At 62.6% G+C, this 16,558-nt stretch carries 16 protein-coding genes; 4 read left to right on the top strand and 12 right to left on the bottom strand.

From position 1 onward, the window contains the following. Positions 1-8: 8 nt before the first annotated feature. The 7 genes from EH165_RS11135 to EH165_RS11105 all read right to left on the bottom strand — a co-directional run bounded on the left by EH165_RS11135 (position 9) and on the right by EH165_RS11105 (position 6,871). A complete protein-coding gene (locus EH165_RS11135) occupies positions 9-947 on the bottom strand; it encodes a HutD/Ves family protein (RefSeq protein ID WP_124799512.1) in 939 nt (312 codons plus the stop codon). Beyond that, positions 944-1,954: a LacI family DNA-binding transcriptional regulator gene (locus EH165_RS11130; protein ID WP_124799511.1), complete on the bottom strand. Its 1,011-nt coding sequence runs from the start codon at positions 1,952-1,954 to the stop codon at positions 944-946. The genes EH165_RS11135 and EH165_RS11130 overlap by 4 nt, the downstream gene beginning before the upstream one ends. A 275-nt stretch (positions 1,955-2,229) precedes the next feature. After that, complete coding sequence (locus tag EH165_RS11125) at positions 2,230-3,291, bottom strand: ABC transporter substrate-binding protein (RefSeq protein WP_124799510.1); 1,062 nt, start codon at positions 3,289-3,291, stop codon at positions 2,230-2,232. 103 nt (positions 3,292-3,394) lie between these two features. Then, the gene (locus EH165_RS11120) at positions 3,395-4,189 is read right to left on the bottom strand and encodes an ABC transporter permease (RefSeq protein ID WP_124799509.1); all 795 of its coding nucleotides are present in this window, start codon (positions 4,187-4,189) and stop codon (positions 3,395-3,397) included. Continuing rightward, the gene (locus EH165_RS11115) at positions 4,186-4,893 is read right to left on the bottom strand and encodes an ABC transporter permease (RefSeq protein ID WP_239020545.1); all 708 of its coding nucleotides are present in this window, start codon (positions 4,891-4,893) and stop codon (positions 4,186-4,188) included. Before EH165_RS11115 ends, EH165_RS11120 begins: the two co-directional genes overlap by 4 nt. Beyond that, positions 4,890-6,032 carry an ABC transporter ATP-binding protein gene (locus EH165_RS11110; protein ID WP_124799508.1) on the bottom strand — a complete coding sequence of 381 codons (1,143 nt, stop codon included), beginning with the start codon at positions 6,030-6,032 and terminating at the stop codon, positions 4,890-4,892. Before EH165_RS11110 ends, EH165_RS11115 begins: the two co-directional genes overlap by 4 nt. Then, positions 6,029-6,871: an IclR family transcriptional regulator gene (locus EH165_RS11105; protein WP_206425932.1), complete on the bottom strand. Its 843-nt coding sequence runs from the start codon at positions 6,869-6,871 to the stop codon at positions 6,029-6,031. Before EH165_RS11105 ends, EH165_RS11110 begins: the two co-directional genes overlap by 4 nt. A gap of 191 nt (positions 6,872-7,062) precedes the next feature. Here EH165_RS11105 and EH165_RS11100 point away from each other — a divergent pair, with 191 nt between their 5' ends. Further along, entirely contained in the window at positions 7,063-8,787 is a 1,725-nt protein-coding gene (locus tag EH165_RS11100) for an aromatic amino acid ammonia-lyase (RefSeq protein ID WP_124799506.1), read from the top strand. A gap of 1 nt (position 8,788) precedes the next feature. On the opposite strand, the gene EH165_RS11095 is transcribed toward EH165_RS11100, so the two are convergent. Together EH165_RS11095 and EH165_RS11090 are read right to left on the bottom strand one after the other, a co-directional pair. Then, positions 8,789-9,331 (bottom strand): cysteine dioxygenase, encoded by a 543-nt coding sequence (locus tag EH165_RS11095; RefSeq protein ID WP_422392153.1) that lies wholly within the window; start codon positions 9,329-9,331, stop codon positions 8,789-8,791. Between the two features lie 161 nt (positions 9,332-9,492). Next, positions 9,493-10,416 (bottom strand): amidohydrolase family protein, encoded by a 924-nt coding sequence (locus tag EH165_RS11090; RefSeq protein ID WP_206425931.1) that lies wholly within the window; start codon positions 10,414-10,416, stop codon positions 9,493-9,495. Between the two features lie 233 nt (positions 10,417-10,649). Here EH165_RS11090 and trpS point away from each other — a divergent pair, with 233 nt between their 5' ends. The 3 genes from trpS to EH165_RS11075 are packed head-to-tail and all read left to right on the top strand — an operon-like array spanning position 10,650 to position 12,956. Next, complete coding sequence (trpS, locus tag EH165_RS11085) at positions 10,650-11,693, top strand: tryptophan--tRNA ligase (protein WP_124799504.1); 1,044 nt, start codon at positions 10,650-10,652, stop codon at positions 11,691-11,693. 55 nt (positions 11,694-11,748) lie between these two features. Beyond that, positions 11,749-11,940, top strand: coding sequence for a hypothetical protein (locus EH165_RS11080; RefSeq protein ID WP_124799503.1), 192 nt, complete (start codon positions 11,749-11,751; stop codon positions 11,938-11,940). Further along, positions 11,937-12,956 (top strand): YhjD/YihY/BrkB family envelope integrity protein, encoded by a 1,020-nt coding sequence (locus tag EH165_RS11075; RefSeq protein ID WP_124799502.1) that lies wholly within the window; start codon positions 11,937-11,939, stop codon positions 12,954-12,956. The genes EH165_RS11080 and EH165_RS11075 overlap by 4 nt, the downstream gene beginning before the upstream one ends. Positions 12,957-13,046: 90 nt before the next feature. Here the strand turns inward: EH165_RS11075 and EH165_RS11070 are convergent, their stop codons facing one another. The 3 genes from EH165_RS11070 to EH165_RS11060 all read right to left on the bottom strand — a co-directional run bounded on the left by EH165_RS11070 (position 13,047) and on the right by EH165_RS11060 (position 16,485). Continuing rightward, positions 13,047-14,312, bottom strand: coding sequence for an ArgE/DapE family deacylase (locus tag EH165_RS11070; protein ID WP_124799501.1), 1,266 nt, complete (start codon positions 14,310-14,312; stop codon positions 13,047-13,049). 70 nt (positions 14,313-14,382) lie between these two features. Further along, entirely contained in the window at positions 14,383-15,732 is a 1,350-nt protein-coding gene (locus EH165_RS11065; protein ID WP_124799500.1) for a D-alanyl-D-alanine carboxypeptidase family protein, read from the bottom strand. A gap of 45 nt (positions 15,733-15,777) precedes the next feature. Beyond that, positions 15,778-16,485 (bottom strand): succinate dehydrogenase iron-sulfur subunit, encoded by a 708-nt coding sequence (locus EH165_RS11060; protein ID WP_124800476.1) that lies wholly within the window; start codon positions 16,483-16,485, stop codon positions 15,778-15,780. Between the last annotated feature and the right edge of the window lie 73 nt (positions 16,486-16,558).

The following is a 16,558-nucleotide window of genomic DNA, read 5'->3' as shown; positions in this document are numbered from 1 at the left end:
ACCGACGGTCACTGGTCCGCAGGCGGGAGGGCTCCCCGCGAGTGGTGCGGTGTGATGCGAATGACGGCAATCTCGTTATCCGCTGTGTCTTGGCCCGCCGGCCCGACCACCACCGCTGATACTCCCGCCCCCAGAAGTACCGCGTCCTCGGGCAGTAGTTCCACGCTGAGAGCGCCGTTCTCCTGACGCACCGTTACTCGCCCGACGGTGCACACCAACATCGTGATGGACGCATTGTCAAAGACTTCGCGTCCCGGAGTTGTGGGTGAATCCGAGCTCCGGCCGACGATCAGACCTGAGGCCCTCATCAAATCCTGACCTGAGTCCTGATCAGTGTCTGCGACCTCTGCACCTGATGTGCTGACCGATTCGCCCAGCCGTCCTGCACTTGCCGTGAACCCTAAAATTGCAGTGATACCTGCACCGGCGGTGAATCCCGCGCTTTGTCCGACGATAGAGCTGGTTCCTACCGGTACGCGCGCGAATTCCATTGAGCCCCGTCCGAAGCTGCGGCGAACCATCAGGTTGAGGTCGCGCGTTGCGCTCCCGGTAAGACGGCCGACTACGTTTGCTTCGCCAGCAAAATCTGTGACGGTCCCCCGACGTAAGCGTCGGAGCTCGCCCTCAATGAGGAGCTCAAGATCGTCGCCGTCGATCAGACCAAGGCTGCGGTCCACACCTGGAAAGGCGGAAAAAATTCCGTCCTTACTGATGCAGGCGATGCTCACGCGCCAAGCGAAGTTATCCACCGCGGCCTGCGGCGAATCGGCAGCTATTTGCCAGGTCTGTCCGCCCCCATTTTTCCACGCAGTGACTGTCCTTGATCTGGCCGGCAGGTGCAGTAACGAATCACCAGCACCAGCCACAGCACTTGGGCCAGCACCAGTACCTGCCCCAGCAACGTTGGCGGGAAGGAGAATCGGCTCAGGGCTTGAATCCGCCCTCATCGAGCCCCCGGCATCTGGCCCAGCGATGCGCGGATTTGGGGAGTGGCAGTCAGTGTTCGCTTTCGGCTTCGCTTGCCCGTCTCGAGGGAGTGCACGGTCCGCTCTACCACCTCGGCCACGAGGTCGTCGACCGGCCAGCTGTAGGTGGCGAGCGGCGGCGTCAGCAATGCTGAAACGGGGCGGTCGTCGAAACCCACCACCGATAAATCTTCGGGGATGCGCAGGCCCAATTCTCGTGAGGCTGCATAGACGCCAAATGCGATGGAGTCCGCCAAGCACAGGAAGGCAGTTGGGTGGGCGTCACCCCGGAGGATTGCCAGAGCTACCTCGGTGGCTCCTTGCATATCGTGTGGGGCGGTACACACGTCGACGCTGACACCGAGTTCCTCCGCGAGATCCTTCACCACCTCTTCGGCAGGCTTGTCGGGAGTGGACACAGCGCTGGGGGTGAGAACGGTAATCCGTTTGTGACCAGCGGCAGCGAGCCTATTCATTGCATCCGTCACGCCAGCGGCATTGTCGAAGACCACCTCGGCGGCGGTTCCCGTACGGGGGAGGCTGTCGCCAATAGACACCAGCACTGTCCGTTGCGCAATGGTTGGCCAGTGCGCCCCACGCGGGTTCACCGGCATCACTATCAGTGCGTCGACGCGTTGGTCAACCAGCCTTTGCGCGAGCGAGGCTTCAAGGTCGGCGTCGTTGCCAGCGTCTACGACGAGCGCATGCAGGCCAGCACCCAGCAGCCCCCTGCCCAGCGCAGAGGCGACGGACTGTTGCCACATGTCGGCCTGGGAGCCGACCAAAATTCCTACATAACCGGTGCGACCGGAGGCGAGCGCCCTCGCGATGGGGTCCACTTGATACCCGAGGCGTTCTGCTGACTCCCGCACACGGGCTTGGGTATTTTCTGGAACATGTAGCCCGCGTAGAGCGTAGGACACCGTCGCCGACGAGAGTCCCGTGTCTGCGGCGATATCGCGCAGTGTGGGTCGTCCTCGATCCGGCATTACCTCACCTTATCCGGGGAGTCCGTCGGCCTCGCTCCTCCAAGTTGACGGTTACCCAGATCTGGGGCAAATCCACACCAAAATCTGAGCCAAAAATGCCGAAGGGCGCCGCCCGAATCGCAAAGATTCGAGCGGCGCCCTGCAAAGCCAGCCCGCAGCGCGGAGAAGCCACCCGCAGCGCGGAGAAGCCAGCGCGCAGCGCGGAGAAGCCACCCGCAGCTCAGATGCGGCTTTGGTACTCAAGCATGCCCAGACTGCGAAGCTCTACGACAGGTTTAGCTGAGCCCAACTTCGGTGACCCACGCCTTGGCAACGTCGGCTTCGCTGGCGCCGGCGTAGACCTTCTTAAGGAGCTCGGTGAGGGCCTTGGTGGTGATCTTGGCGGAGGCGGCGTTGAGGGCGTCGGTGACTTCTGGCGTCGCCTTCGTCTTGTTGATGAGCGGCAGGATGTTCTGTGCGGTGAAGAAGTTCTTCGGGTCGTCCAGGACCACAAAGCCGTTGTCCAGGATGGAAGGATCGGTGGTGAAGATGTCCCCGGCGTCGATCTGCTTGTTGATAAGCCCGTTGACCGTCAAAGGGCCGCCCGCATCGGTGACGAGAAAGTCACCGAAAACGATGCCGTAGGTGGCCTTGAGTCCTGGCAGGCCGGATGGCCGCTGCTCGATTTCTGCGGGTCCACCGTAGGTGAGATCACCGGACACAGCAGCGAGGTCTTCTAGTGACTTCAGCTTGTACTTTTCTGCGATTTCCTTGGTGACGGTGACGGAGTCCTTGTCCTGGGCATCGGACTGCTTCAACACCGTGAGCGTTGCTGGGAGGGCCGCGCCGAGCGCGGTGTAGACATCCTCAGACGAAACGGCAGTGGCCGCTTTGTCGAAGTATTGCAGCAGGGTTCCGCTGTACTCGGGGAGCAGGTCGATCGAGCCGTCTTGCAGGGCGGGAAGGTAGGTCTCGCGCGACCCGATGTTCAGATTGCGCTCGACCTTGATGCCTTTGGCTTCGAGGACGCTGGCGTAGATCTCCCCCAAGAGCACCGCCTCGGGGAAGTTGGCCGATCCGATCTTGATGGTGCCGGTGGTTCCACCCGCTGCGGCCGCGGAGGACGAGGGCGCCGACGACGAGTCGGCAGGCGTGGATTCAGCGGAAGACGAGGCGGAAGCGGAAGACGAGGCGGAAGCAGGCGACGAGGCGGAAGCGGCCGGGGCTTCGCTTGACGAAGCAGCCGGGGCGGCAGATGACGCAGAGGAAGCTGCGGAGTCTGAGCTGCTGCCACAGGCGGTCAGCAGCAGGGCAGTGCCGGCGGCAAGTGCGGTGAAGATGGTTCCAGTTCTTTTCATAATCTCTCCTGGTGAGTGAGTGGATGCGGCGTTGGGTAGGCGGTAGGGAGGGTGCAAGCGATTGTCCGTAGCGGTCCGGCTCTCAAAGCTACAGACTTTTGATTCAAACCCTCGCTTTCACTTCGATGGGCATTTCGTGAGCGAGGGTGGAGTCGTCGTCACCGCGATCGTGAGTGCCTAGACCTTGCGAGGCCGCGGAGCTTTTGGTCGAGAAGCGCCCGGTGACTCCGCGTGAGGTGATGAGGCGGCCCAACCCGGCTAGCAGGAGGTCGATGCCGATGGCCAGCAGGGACACCAGGAGCGCGCCGACGATCATCATTCCGAAGTCTTGTCGGGCCAGGCCGTCAAAGATCAGCCTGCCGAGCCCACCCAACGGTGTTGCTGCGGCAATGGTGGCGGTGGCGATCACCTGGAGGGTCGCTGACCGAATCCCAGACATGATGAGCGGCATCGCGTTGGGCGCCTCCACCCGCAGGAGAACTTGCGTTCGGGTCATCCCCAGGCCGAACGCAGCATCACGCGCCGCCGGGTCCACGTTCTGGATTCCCGCGATGGTGTTGGCCAGGATAGAAGGGATGGCCAGTAGCAGCAGCACAATGAGCGTGGGAATGAGAAAGGCTGTGTCGCCCTTACCCGGAAACTGCGACGAGAGCAACACGACGAAGAAGAAGAGCAGACCTAACGTCGGGAGGGCTCGCAGGGCGTTAGCCACCGCAATGACGGGACCAGCTCCTTTGCCGGTGTGACCAATGAGCAGCCCGAGGGGGAGCGCGATGAGTAGGGCGATGATCAATGCGGTAGCCGAGTACTGAAGATGCTCGAGGAACCTGATGGGCAAGGTCCTCTTCCCTGACCACGTTTTCGGGTCGGAGAGGTAGTTGCTGATTTCGTCGATCACGTGGCGCTCACCGCCTTACGCCAGGGGGTCAGCACCTTGGTACCGAGGACGAGCAAACTATCCAGGAACAGTGCGAGGACAACGCTCAGGATGATGCCGAGAACAATCGGTCCTTGGCCGAACGCTTGTTTTTGAAATCCGGTGATGAACAGGGTTCCGAGTTGTTGAACGCCAATGGTGATTGCTACTGCGACCATTCCCACGTTGCCGACGACGGCGACTCGCAGACCGGCCGAGATCACAGGCACGGCAATGGGCAACTCAACTTTGAGCAGCCGCTCAAACCTGTTGTAGCCCATGGCCGATGCCGACTGAAGGACGTGTTCGGGAACCGCGGCGAGCCCGTCGGCGATCACCCGGACCATCAGCGCAACCGTATAGAGCGTCAAAGGTATGACGACATTGACGGGGCTGAGAATTTTTGTGCCGAGTATCTGCGGCGCCAACACGAACAGCGCGATCGACGGAATCGTATAGAGCAGACCGCTCACCGTTACTAGCGGCGTGTAGGTCCACTTCACGCGACGGGCGAGGTAGCCGATGGGCATGGCGATGATCAAGCCGAGAACTACTGGGAGTACCGAGAGCCACAGATGCTCCCAGAAATATCCGAGCACCTGGTCAGAGTTATTCCCAAAATAGCCCCAGGGCGTGCTGTTATCGCTGGCAAGAAGCATCGTGGGGCTGCCACCAGCCGTCGTCATTGGGTGGCCCCGGCAGGAGAACCGGAGGATGAATGCTCAGCGCGCGCGTCACCGGCGTTCGTGGTGATTCGCTCGACCACCTCGGTGGCGGTGACGGTGCCGATCAGAACACCGTCTGGGGTGACGATGACTCCGCGGCCAGACGGGGAGGACAGCGTGGCGTCCAATGCTTGACGCAGGGTGCCGTCTGATGCTGCGATCGTGCCGCCGCGGAAGAGCATGTCTTCGCGGACGGCCCCGGCGGGTGCCAACGAGGTGCACAACCAACCCAGTGGTTTGCCGTCGCTGTTTGCCACCAGAATCCAGTCGTCGATGGCAAGCGCGCGGGCGGCGCTCACCTCGCTTCCCAGCTCGACGGTCGGCTCGCCTCGGGTCGGAAGAGAGCCAGATTTTTCGAAGCTAAGCGAGCGATAGCCCCGATCACGGCCGACGAAGTCGGCAACAAAGTCGTTGACCGGGCGGGTGAGGAGTTCATGCGGCGAGGCGAGCTGGGCGAGATGGCCGCCCACCTGTAACACCGCAATCTGATCTCCCAGCTTCACGGCCTCGTCGATATCGTGGGTGACCATGATGATGGTCTTACCGAGATCGCTTTGCAGGCGCAGGAATTCCTCGTGCAACTGGGCGCGTACCACCGGGTCGACGGCGCTGAACGGTTCGTCCATCAGCATCACCGGCGGGTCCGAGGCCAAAGCTCTGGCAACGCCTACGCGTTGTTGTTGGCCGCCGGAAAGCTGTGCGGGATAACGGTTGGCGAACATGGGATCCAGGCCCACGCGTTCCATCAGTTCCAATGCGGCCATCCTGGCTTGCTTTTTGGGGGTGCCGAGCAATATCGGAACTGTGGCTACATTGTCGACGATCGTGCGGTGCGGAAACAGACCGGCGTGCTGAATGACGTAGCCGATGCCTCGGCGAAGCTGGGTGGCCGAGATCTGCGAGGCGTCACGATCGTCAATCCAGATGGTGCCCGAGGTGGGCTCGATCAACCGGTTGATCATGCGCAGCGATGTCGTTTTGCCGCAGCCGGACGGCCCAACCAACACCGTAATCTTGCCGGTCGGAGCGGTGAAGCTCAGGTCGTCGACCGCCAGGGTGCCGTCGGGGTAGCGCTTGGTTACCGAGTCAAAACGAATCATCCGGTGGCAACTTTCTTGTACTTGTCTCTCTCCGAGAGATGGACGGATGTTGCTACAAGCGGGGGGTCCTCCACCGACGAAGGCCCGACGCCGATGAAAAAGTTTGCTGCCACCGTGGCAGCCTCCAGCGCGACAAGTCGCCCGAACTCGGCCAACTGGACGTCATCAATACGGTACGTGGGTCCGAGGATGGAGAGTGCGCCTGCAATGCCTCCCGGTCGCTTAATCGGCGCCGCAATTGCCGTGACATCGGGTTCAACCGCTGAGCGCAACGCGACATACCCTTGGTCGCCAACGATGTCGCGCAATGCGAAGCCAACGGCGGTTCCGTCGAGGGGAACGGTACGACCCACCCAGCTGGTGTGCCGGATCGCGTGCGTTCCTTCAACGATGCCCAGGTAGAGAGCGCTGTTGCCCGGGCCGAGTTTGCTGACGTAAGCCGTTTCGCCCGTGGCGTGAACCAACCGCTGCAGTGAAGGCTGCGCTAGCGGCACCAGAGACTGTCGACCGAAGGCGGCGGCCCCGAGCTGGATGAGTCGGGTCCCCGCCTCGAACATGCCGGTTTCGCCGCGGATCAGAAAGTTTGCCCGCTCGAGGGTGCGAAGCAGCCGAAGGGCAGTGCTGACGGGCAGGTCGGCGCGCTTGGCTACTTCGCTCAAGCTGAGAGCGCCCTCCGCGCAGACTTCAGCGAGTAGGTCGAGCGCGCGGTCGACGGTCCGGGTCGAGCTCACCAATGGCGCGAGCGCGGGGCTGGGCGCGAGCGCGGGGTTAGCCGAGACGATCTGCGAGAGCGCTACGGCGCGCGAGGGTCTAGACGTGTGATCAGTTGCTTTAGTCACGCTTTCCCCCTCACCATCTCGGTGCATCCGGTGTACTGCTGTGTGTCTAGGTGTGACCCGCGAGAAGCAGCTGCAGTGCATTCGGGCGCGTCGAATTGTCATTTGGTGAAAATTGACTGCTGCCTGATGACATATTGGCACTTGTGACGCCGCGGCGGAAGACCCTGACCGCACTGTTACACAAGAGAATCATGACGCAATCTGCGCGAAACATGACGGGTTGGCGCTCGACGCTGCCTCTTCGGGGCGTCAACGCCTCGCGCGCCCCGCACTGTGGTGTGTTTTATCTGGACAGACCCAGAACCGTAGAGTCTGCGCCATCAGGTTCTGGTCAGAAGGGCAGCATCTTGCTTGAAATCAGCGGACGCGACTTGCGGGCAAGCGAGATTGCGGAGTTGGCCGGAGCACCCATTGAGTGCGCCCTCACCAGTACGGCGCGCGAGAGGGTCGCTGCGTCCTATCGTTTCGCCGTCGAGGTTTCGGCCCAGCGGCCGGTCTACGGCAGGTCGACGGGGGTGGGAGCTAACCGCAATGTCTCAATTGGCCCCCCCACCGAGGCTGCAGCGGCCCAGCCCGCCGGGGCGGCCCAGCCCGCGTTAGACGAGCCCGCCGGGGCGGCCCAGCCCGCGTTAGACGAGGATCTCGACGCGCACGCCATCAATCTTTTGCGCTCGCATGCCACGTCGGCAGGCGCAACCCGGGATGACGTCAGGGTGCGCGCTATGTTGCTCGTGAGGCTGAACCAGCTGGCCCGCGGTGGTAGCGGCGCGTCGCCAGCAATCGTTGACGCCCTCGCTTCGATGGTCGCCCAAGATGCGCTACCGAGGATCCGCGAGTTCGGCAGCATCGGAACTGGTGACCTATCCGCCTTGGCCACCACCGCGCTGGCGCTGCTTGGCGAGGTCGGGACATCGCAGGGACATCTTGATCCCGTTGGTTTCGGCGTGCACGATGCGCTCCCGTTCATCAGCAGTAATGCTGCGGTGATCGCAGACGCGGCCCTGGGGTGGTCTGAACTCGAGATGCTCTGCAGGGCCTATGTTGTCGTTTCTGGCCTCACCTTCCTCGCCATCGATGGCAACGCCGAGGCGTATTCGACAGCGGTGGAGAACGCCACCCCGTTTCCCGGCGCCGCCACAGCCATGCGCTGGCTACGGACCCTCACAGTGGGCGCGAACGCGCCCGCCCGGATTCAGGATCCATTCGGGCTGCGAGCGATACCGCAGGCCCACGGTCCTGCACTGGAGGCGGTAGCTGCATTAGAGGTGGTGATCGGTAAATATGCCAATGCCCCCAGCGAGAACCCGTTGCTGCTCACCGAAGGTGACACTGAAGATGACACCGAAGGTGAGCTGGCGCACCACGCGGGTTTCCATGCCGCCTACCTCGGTCAAGCCTTGGACACCGCGGTGATCGCGTTAGCGCAGTCTGCGCAGTTGATCCAAGCCAGGATTGCTAGCCTCACCGAGCCGGAGTTCACGGGGTTAGCTCCTTTCCTCGGCAGCGGGGCGCCTGTGGCATCCGGAATCATGGTGTTGGAATATGTCGCGGCAAGCGCCCTAGGCGACATCCGTTTTGCCGCAACCCCGGTGGGCTTGCAGACGGTGGTAATTTCCCGGGGCGTCGAGGAGGATGCGAGCTTCGCCTCCCTCGCTGCGCGGAAAGCGATGACTGCTGCTGCGGCGCTGCGGTCGCTGCTCGCGTGCGAACTTGTCGCTGCCGTCAGAGCTATCCGCCTTCGAGGCGTACGAGCCGCTAACCCTGAAGTTGTTGCTGCGATGGCGATCTGCGAAGCGCTGCCGGCTGGAATGAATGATCGCGACCTCACGGCCGATATCGAACTAGCGGAGGCTCTGCTGCCTGCATTGTCAGAGTTGCTGGCAGCAGAGCTTTCGCTAGTAACACGGTTGTCCTGAGTTAGATCATGTCGTCTAACGGCCGCAGCTCGTCCGCGTAAGACACCGAGGTGCGCCGCAGGATGCCAGCCTTGCTGACCATGTACTGCCCCATCCGCCACAGCGGCGGAGAGTAGGCGTGGATGGAGACGCTGCCAGCGTCCAAGCCCGTCAACCGGTGAATGTGCTCGGGTCCGAAGCTGAAAACTTTGCCTGCCGGGACTGCTGTGGCAAGGCTCGGTGCGGAAACCGAGAGGTTGTGTTCGGTCAACGTGCCTTGGGTGACGGCCACGGCGCCCGAGGAGATGTCGTGGTCGTGCCAGCCGGTGTCGTTCTGCGGGGTCCAGCACAAGACCCAGACATCGACGTGGGCATCGCGGTGCAGCGAGACGTAGTGCCGCTTGTCGTCGCTGAAGGCCACGTGCTCCTCCCACTGGGACGGATCGTTGGCGATTCCGGCAGCCAGGTCGAGCAACTCCAGGGAATCCAGTTCGCGGCCGGGCAGGTTGGCCAGCGTGATTTCCGACGTGATAGAGGTGAGCGCCACAGCATTCGCCGCGGGCACGCCATCGGTGGCGGGCAGCGTAACTATGCTGGCAACCTCGTCGGCGAGGAAGACCGGCTGATCCGGAGCAACGGAACGGTCGGTGAGGGGAGGGGCGGCAACGTCGACATCGGCGCCAATCACTTCAGCGGTGGTGGTGTCAGTGGTGGAGATTGCTGCGGTCATGGCTGACCTCCTTCGAGGAAACGTCGTGGGTTGGAAATGCGGACTGCGTACGTGGCGGCCGGGCCCAGCTGCGGATCGGTGGGTTCGGCGTTGGGTCTGTCACTGCCGAAAACGATGGTGTCGATGCCGAGAACTCGGATCAGGCTATCCAGGCCAAGCCGGCCGTACGACGACGTCTCGACGAACGTGTTCGGGTCGATCACCAGGGGTGTTCCGCCGCGCATCGTGAAACGCTCGTGGTGCAGGGGCGCGAGTCCGGCCCCAGCCAAAAAGCAGATTCTGATGTTGGGCAACATGTTTCGGCCGTCGATTTGCCAGGCCCACCACGCTGCCTGCATCTGTGCGCTGTAGTCGACTACGGCCGGCCACCAATCGGGGAACTGTTCGCTGGTGTGGGGGCGGGCGGGAACGGGCCCGGGATGCACGATCACGGGCTTGTTGGCGAGCTCGCAGATCCGCAGGACCGGGGCGAGACGCTCGACCGCTGCCGGGCTGGCAAGCTGGGTGGCAGAAATCTGCAGGCCAACAAAACCCGCGGCCAGGTGAGCGCGCAGTGCCTGAGTATCCGGATCGACCTCGCCGATAGCGGCCCAGGCGCCAAATGGTTCGGGTAGCGCAGCGGCGCCGCTATGCCATGCCTGCAGTAGCGGCTCGGCATCGTCGGGTGAGAGCTGTTCGATACCAAGGGGACTGGACAAGCTCAACAAGACCTTGTCGCAGCTACTGTCGAGGGCCATCCGGGCGGCGATGTCGTGATCGATCGGGTCCACCTGGAAGGGCGCTTCTCCCGCCAAGTGCAACGTCCAATCGCGGACGTACGGAAACGATGAGCGGCTGCGGAGAACTTCCACCAACTCGAGCGGCCACAGATGCTGGTGCACGTCGATGGCTCGCGCCTCGGGCGTCATCGTGGGTGACATGGGTGGACCGCTCCTTTTTATCTGGTGATGCGCTTCAGTGAAGCGGTTAACCATGCCTCCTGTCAAGACCCGTGGAATAAATTAAAGCGCCTGAAACATTCGGACACTCCCCGGAAATCACGCAGCTGCCTGCCGCTCCGAGATTCGGGTGCATCACGGCAGCCATCGAGCGATCCCTCTCCAACCTTCGATGGGTTGGTTCCCTGGCCGCGAGCAATGGGAAGATGATGCTCATGTCTGCGCTCACCGACCCCACTGTCACCGCCACGCCGCGGCGCCCCCGTGTGCTTTCCGGCATCCAGCCCACGGCCGACTCCTTCCACGTCGGCAACTATGTCGGCGCGTTAAAGCAGTGGGTCGAGCTGCAAGACACGCACGAAACGTTCTATATGGTCGCCGACCTGCACGCCATCACGGTCGAGCAGGACCCTCCGACCCTGCGCAGTCGAACCAGAGCATCGGTGGCCCAGTTGCTCGCCCTCGGTGTCGATCCGGAACGCTCTGTCCTGTTCGCGCAGTCCCATGTACCCGCGCACTCCCAGCTGTCATGGGTTCTGGAATGCCAAGCGGGTTTCGGCGAGGCCGGCCGCATGACGCAGTTCAAGGACAAGTCAGCCAGGTCTGCCTCGGCCGAACACGTCAGCGTCGGCCTTTTCACCTATCCCATTCTGCAAGCGGCCGACATTTTGATCTACCAAGCAGACACTGTTCCGGTGGGCGAAGACCAGCGACAGCATTTGGAGTTGTCACGGAATCTGGCGCAGCGCTTCAACTCTCGCTACGGCAAAACCCTGCAGGTCCCCGAGCCGTATATTTTGAAAGCCACCGCAAAAATTTACGACCTGATGGACCCGTCGGCGAAGATGAGTAAATCGTTGCCCGGCGGCGTCCTCGATTTGCTTGCAGACGTAAAAAAGTCGGTCAAGTCCATCAAGAGCGCGGTGACAGACACCGAGCGCGAGGTTCGGTTTGACGAGGTGAACAAGCCAGGGGTGTCGAACCTGCTAACGCTGCTGCACGTCTTCACGGACTCGCCGATCGCGGAGTTGGAAACGGGATTCGAGGGTAAGGGCTATGGGGATCTGAAGGGTGATCTGGCTGCGGCGTTCACAGCGTTCGTCGAGCCTGTGCAAGCGAAGGTGAAGACCTACCTTGATGATCCGGCCGAGTTGGACCGAATTCTTGCCGGGGGTGCCCGCAGGGCGCGCGAAGTGGCCGATGCAACCGTCCGCTCCGTGTACGAAAAGATTGGCTTTTTAGCGCTGGGGGCCGAGTAACAACACTGCATGTCGATCTCATCGCTGAACACCACCGGAATGGAAAAAGGGGCACATGACGACAGCAGCAAAGCTTCAAGCACCTGATCAGAAGCCGCCGGCGATACCGGTGAAACCCCCCACCGATCGCACGCTCGCTGACGCACTTTTCGTCACGAAGAAGCAGCGGGCCGATGCGACGGCGCCACCGAGCGGCATCGGCAAACTCGTTGCCCCCTTGTGGCGCTGTGGTCCAGGCTTTCGGTGAAGCCGTGGATCGCGCACCTGATCCGAATGATCGAGCGGTTCAACGATCGGCTCGGCTCCCAGTTCGCTGCAGCCATCACCTATTTTTCTTTTCTGGCGTTGATCCCCATTCTCCTTGCCGCCTTCGGTATCGCGGGCTTGGTGTTGGCTGGTCAACCGTCGGTGATCGAAGATCTGAAAGCAGAAGTTACCAAGCTCATTTCGACGACGGCCTCGGAGGGCGGCACTGCGGCTCAGGTTTCGAGCATCATCGACGGAGCTATCAGTTCCCGGACGGCTGCCGCATGGCTGGGTATCGCAGTCGCGCTTTTTACCGGAATTGGCTGGATGGGGAACCTGAAGCAAGCCGTGCGGGCGCAATGGCGCCCCACCTGGGAGCAAGACGAGAAGCTGGTCGAGAACTTCTTCCTGGGCCTGGTCAAGGACTTGGTCGCGTTGGTAGTGCTGGGCACGGGGATCCTGCTTTCGGTGGTGCTCACCACCGTGTCGTCATCGGCAACCGGTCTGATCACGAGCTGGCTGGGCGTCGATGACGTCGGCTGGCTGAACGCGGGCCTGCGGATCGCGCCGATCGCGGTCGCGATTGTGGCCGACACCCTGATCTTCTACTTCCTCTACCGATTCCTGCCACTGGCGCACAACAGGGCGCCAAAGCGAAAGCTTTGGCGGGGAGCGATCTTTGCCGCAGTATTCTTTGAACTCCTGAAACTGCTGCTGGTTTTCCTCGTGTCGTTGTTCAGCAAATCTGCCACCGCAGCCGTCTTCGGATCGGTGATCGTGCTGCTGATCGTGATCAACTTGGTAGCCAGGATGATGCTGATGGTCGCAGCGTGGATTGCGACCAGCGAGCCAAATGACGACGATGCTGAAAGTGCCGACAGGGGACCGGATGTGGCCATCCTTGTCCAGCCTCGCGGGCTGGAAGGCGCGCTGCCCGTGGTTGCCGCCGCGGTCGGTGCGGCCGGGGTCGGGGCGGGAGCTGGGTGGTGGGCCCGCAAGCTCGGCAGCAAAGGCTAAACCCGCGCCGAGCAGGGCACTCTGGCGCCTGAACCCGGCGAGTTTCACGTCAGACGGCACCGCTCGGCGTGGCATGGCCCACCAGCAGGACTAGAGGTGCGCCCCGCACCGCTGCACGGCTAGTACTGCGAGCGCCCGCGTTACGCGGATCACTTCGGCGATATCGACCTGTTCCCGCGGCGCGTGCGCCATCCGCACGTCGCCCGGCCCGTAGTGCAGGGTGGGGATACCGCCGATGCTGTTGTACAGACGCAGGTCGCTGCCATAGGGGGCCGCTGCTTGGTCGGGTGCAAAGCCGCCAATGGCGACCACCGCGTCGCTCATCTGAGCGATCAGTTCGTGGCCTTGCGGGATACGACCGCTGTTGAATTGACCGCCGTCCCACTTAATCTGCACCGGGTTATCGCGTAGCCACGCATCTTTCGCGCACGCGGCAGCGATCGCCTCGGCAAATTCGGCGCGGGCCACATCCGGATCTTCGTCGAGGCGGACACCGTAGCGACCGTGCGCGGTCAATCGATCCGGGACGGAGCTGGACCAGTCGCCAGCCTGCAGGGTGCCGATGGCGATCGGGTACGGCAACGGGTTGCCCGCGAAGAGCGGATCGGGGTTTTCGTTGCGCCGCGCTTCGAGTTCGAAGATCGCCGCGTTGATCGGGAGGAAGGCATCGAAGGCACTGACGCCCTCGAGCCGCGCGCTGCCATGTGCCGCGCGGCCCGCGACGGTGAGCTCAAACGTGAGGGCCCCCGCGTTGGCGGTGATAATACGGCCGGACGTGGGCTCGGGGATGACGGCAGCGTCGCCGGTGTGGCCGCGGAGCAGGGTGGCAAACGCGCCCAGACCGCCGTCTTCTTCGCTCACAACCGTGTGCAGCGCCAACGGGCGTTCGAGCGTGACGCCGCTGGCGTAAATGGCCCGGATAACGGCGAGGTTGGTGGCGACCCCGGCCTTCATATCGCAGGCCCCGCGGCCATGGAGTGCGCCGCCAATAATCTCCCCGCTGAACGGGTCTTCGGTCCACTTAGTTTCGTCGCCGATCGGAACCACATCCACATGCCCCTGCAGTACGAGAGCGGGGACGCCCGGGCCGGTGACGCCCACGACGCCATACCCCTCCAGGCGCTCCGCTTCGCTCCCGGGGAAGCGGGGATCTGCCGCCAATTCCTCGAGGTTGATTTTCCAGAGATCGACGTCAAGACCCAGCTCGGTTAACTGAGCGGCGCTGCGGTGCTGAAGTTCTGACTCGGCGTCGGTTCCCGTCACGCTGGGCACTCGGATCAGGTTCACCAATTCGGCGACGAGGGCCGATTCGTCGATGGCATTCAGGACGGCATTCTGCGCCGGAGTCAGGGTCATGTCGCGATCCTAAGCTGTCCGCGCGGGTTTATTCACATCACCGTTGCGCGGATCATCTGGCCTTTACCTTCTAGCTTCGACGCCTCGCAGCGAGCATTACTGCGCCACCCAGGCCCACCACCACAATTCCGGTCGCTACTACCCAGCGCAGCGAGTCCCACGACGAGGCTCCAGGGTTGGTTTGCGGTAACGCTGCGCCAGCGGTGGGCGCCGAGGGCGGGACACTTGAAGTCTCATCGGCCACACCTACAGCATCAGTGGAAATTGCACCAGGTGTGTCGGGAGTGGTTGGTAGGGAGGGTTTGTCGATCTCAGACCCGTCGCTCGCAGAGTTCACCAGGCGTCCGAGCCACGGGACAGCTGCCGGCACTTTGGGCGCGGCAAGTGAGAACCCCCAATCCAGCAGAGATGCTGCCTGCATCCATTGCCGGCGCGGCTGCTGGCTGCCGCCGAGCATGGTGACGAGGAGGCGTCGGCCGTCTCGCTCGGCGAGGCCCACGTAGGTGTTGCCGGCATCGTCGGTGAACCCGGTCTTGCCTCCTAGCGCGCCAGGGTAGTTCAGCAGCAGCTTGTTGTCGTTGGCGATACCGAACTCGGGTTCGGTGCCAAATCCTGGCACGGTGGAATAGGGGGTGGAGATCAGAGGTGGGAAGGCTGGGTGTGCCATTGCGGCACGGATGATGAGACCGAGGTCGTACACCGATGTCATCTGTCCCGCTCCGTCCAGGCCGGACACGGTACTGGCTCGGGTGTCGGCGGCGCCCAAAGCTGCTGCCTGGGCGTTCATGTCGGCCACGGTCTTGTCGTAGCCCCCGTTGGCGCGCGCGAGAGCGAAAGCGGTGTCGTTGCCAGAGCCCATCATCATGAATAGCAGCAGCTGGCCAACGGTGTACTTGCCACCCTCGCCGATGCCAACGCGCGAACCTTCTTGCTGGGCGTCCTCGTTACTCCCGGTCACCACCTGGTTGAGGTCGGGCAGATTGGTGAGCATCGTCAGGGCGGTCAGGAGTTTAAGTGTGGACGCGGGCCGGTACCGCCCGTGCACATCTTTGGCGCCAAGGATTTGTCCGGAGTCTAAGTCGGCGACGAGCCAGGCGCTGGCGGAAATATCAGACGGCAGGTCGGGCGAATCAGTAGGCAACAAGTATCCGCAAGTGGCACCGCTGAGCTCCCCGATGGCCGGTTCCGGCACCGGCAGTGGAGCGGGCGTCGTTTGGCCCGGGGCAACATCTTCGGACGTGTCGATGGCTGGCGGCGGCGTGTCGCGCTGCGGACAACCGGAAGTATCCGCAGCGCTCACGGTGACCGATGGCGGCAAGTACGCGTCGCCAGCGAAAGCTGGGGCCTGTGAACCCATTCCGATGGCAAGGGCGCAGGCAAGCACGGCTGGAAACGAACTAAGGCGGGGATAAGCAGACATTAAATGCCAGCTTATCCCCGCCTCGGCAAACGAGAATCTCTTCGATCAGATGCGTCGGAACATCAACGCACGCTTCACTTCTTGAATAGCCTGAGTGACCTGGATCCCGCGCGGGCAGGCATCGGTGCAGTTGAAGGTGGTCCGGCAACGCCAGACTCCCTCGGCGTCAGAAAGAATCTCAAGCCTTTCGTCGGCCGCCTGGTCGCGGGAATCAAAGATGAACCGATGCGCAGCCACGATAGCTGCTGGGCCCACATAGTTGTCGGCGCTCCAGTACACGGGGCACGAGGTGGTGCAGCACGCACACATGATGCACTTGGTGGTGTCGTCGAACCGCTCGCGGTCCTCGATGGACTGCACCCATTCTCTGGACGGTTCGTTGCCGTGGGTAACCATGTACGGCATCACCGAACGGAAGGCGTCGAAGAACGGCTCCATGTCGACGATCAGGTCCTTGTGCAGGGGAAGACCCTTGATCGGCTCGATCGTCATCTCGTTCACCTTGTCAGTGATGAGATCCTTGACCAGCACCTTGCAGCCAAGCCGGTTCCGACCATTAATCCGCATCGCGTCCGAGCCGCAAATACCGTGCGCACACGATCGGCGAAAGGCCAGCGAACCATCGATGTACCACTTGATGTAGTGCAGCAGGTTCAGAATCCGGTCCGTGGGCAACGCGGGAATCCGATAGGACTCCATATGCGGTGCATCGTCGATTTCCGGGTTGAAGCGCTGTAGCTTCACCGTGATCATCACGGCGCCGTCGGGAATAGGCGGCAGCGGTTGAGTGTGCTGAACCGTCCCGATAGAGACGGCTGGCAGTGTT

The sequence above is a fragment of the Nakamurella antarctica genome, assembly GCF_003860405.1.
GTDB lineage: Bacteria > Actinomycetota > Actinomycetes > Mycobacteriales > Nakamurellaceae > Nakamurella > Nakamurella antarctica.
The sequence above is the reverse complement of the archived record's forward strand: the minus strand, read 5'-3'. Positions and strand labels throughout refer to the sequence as shown.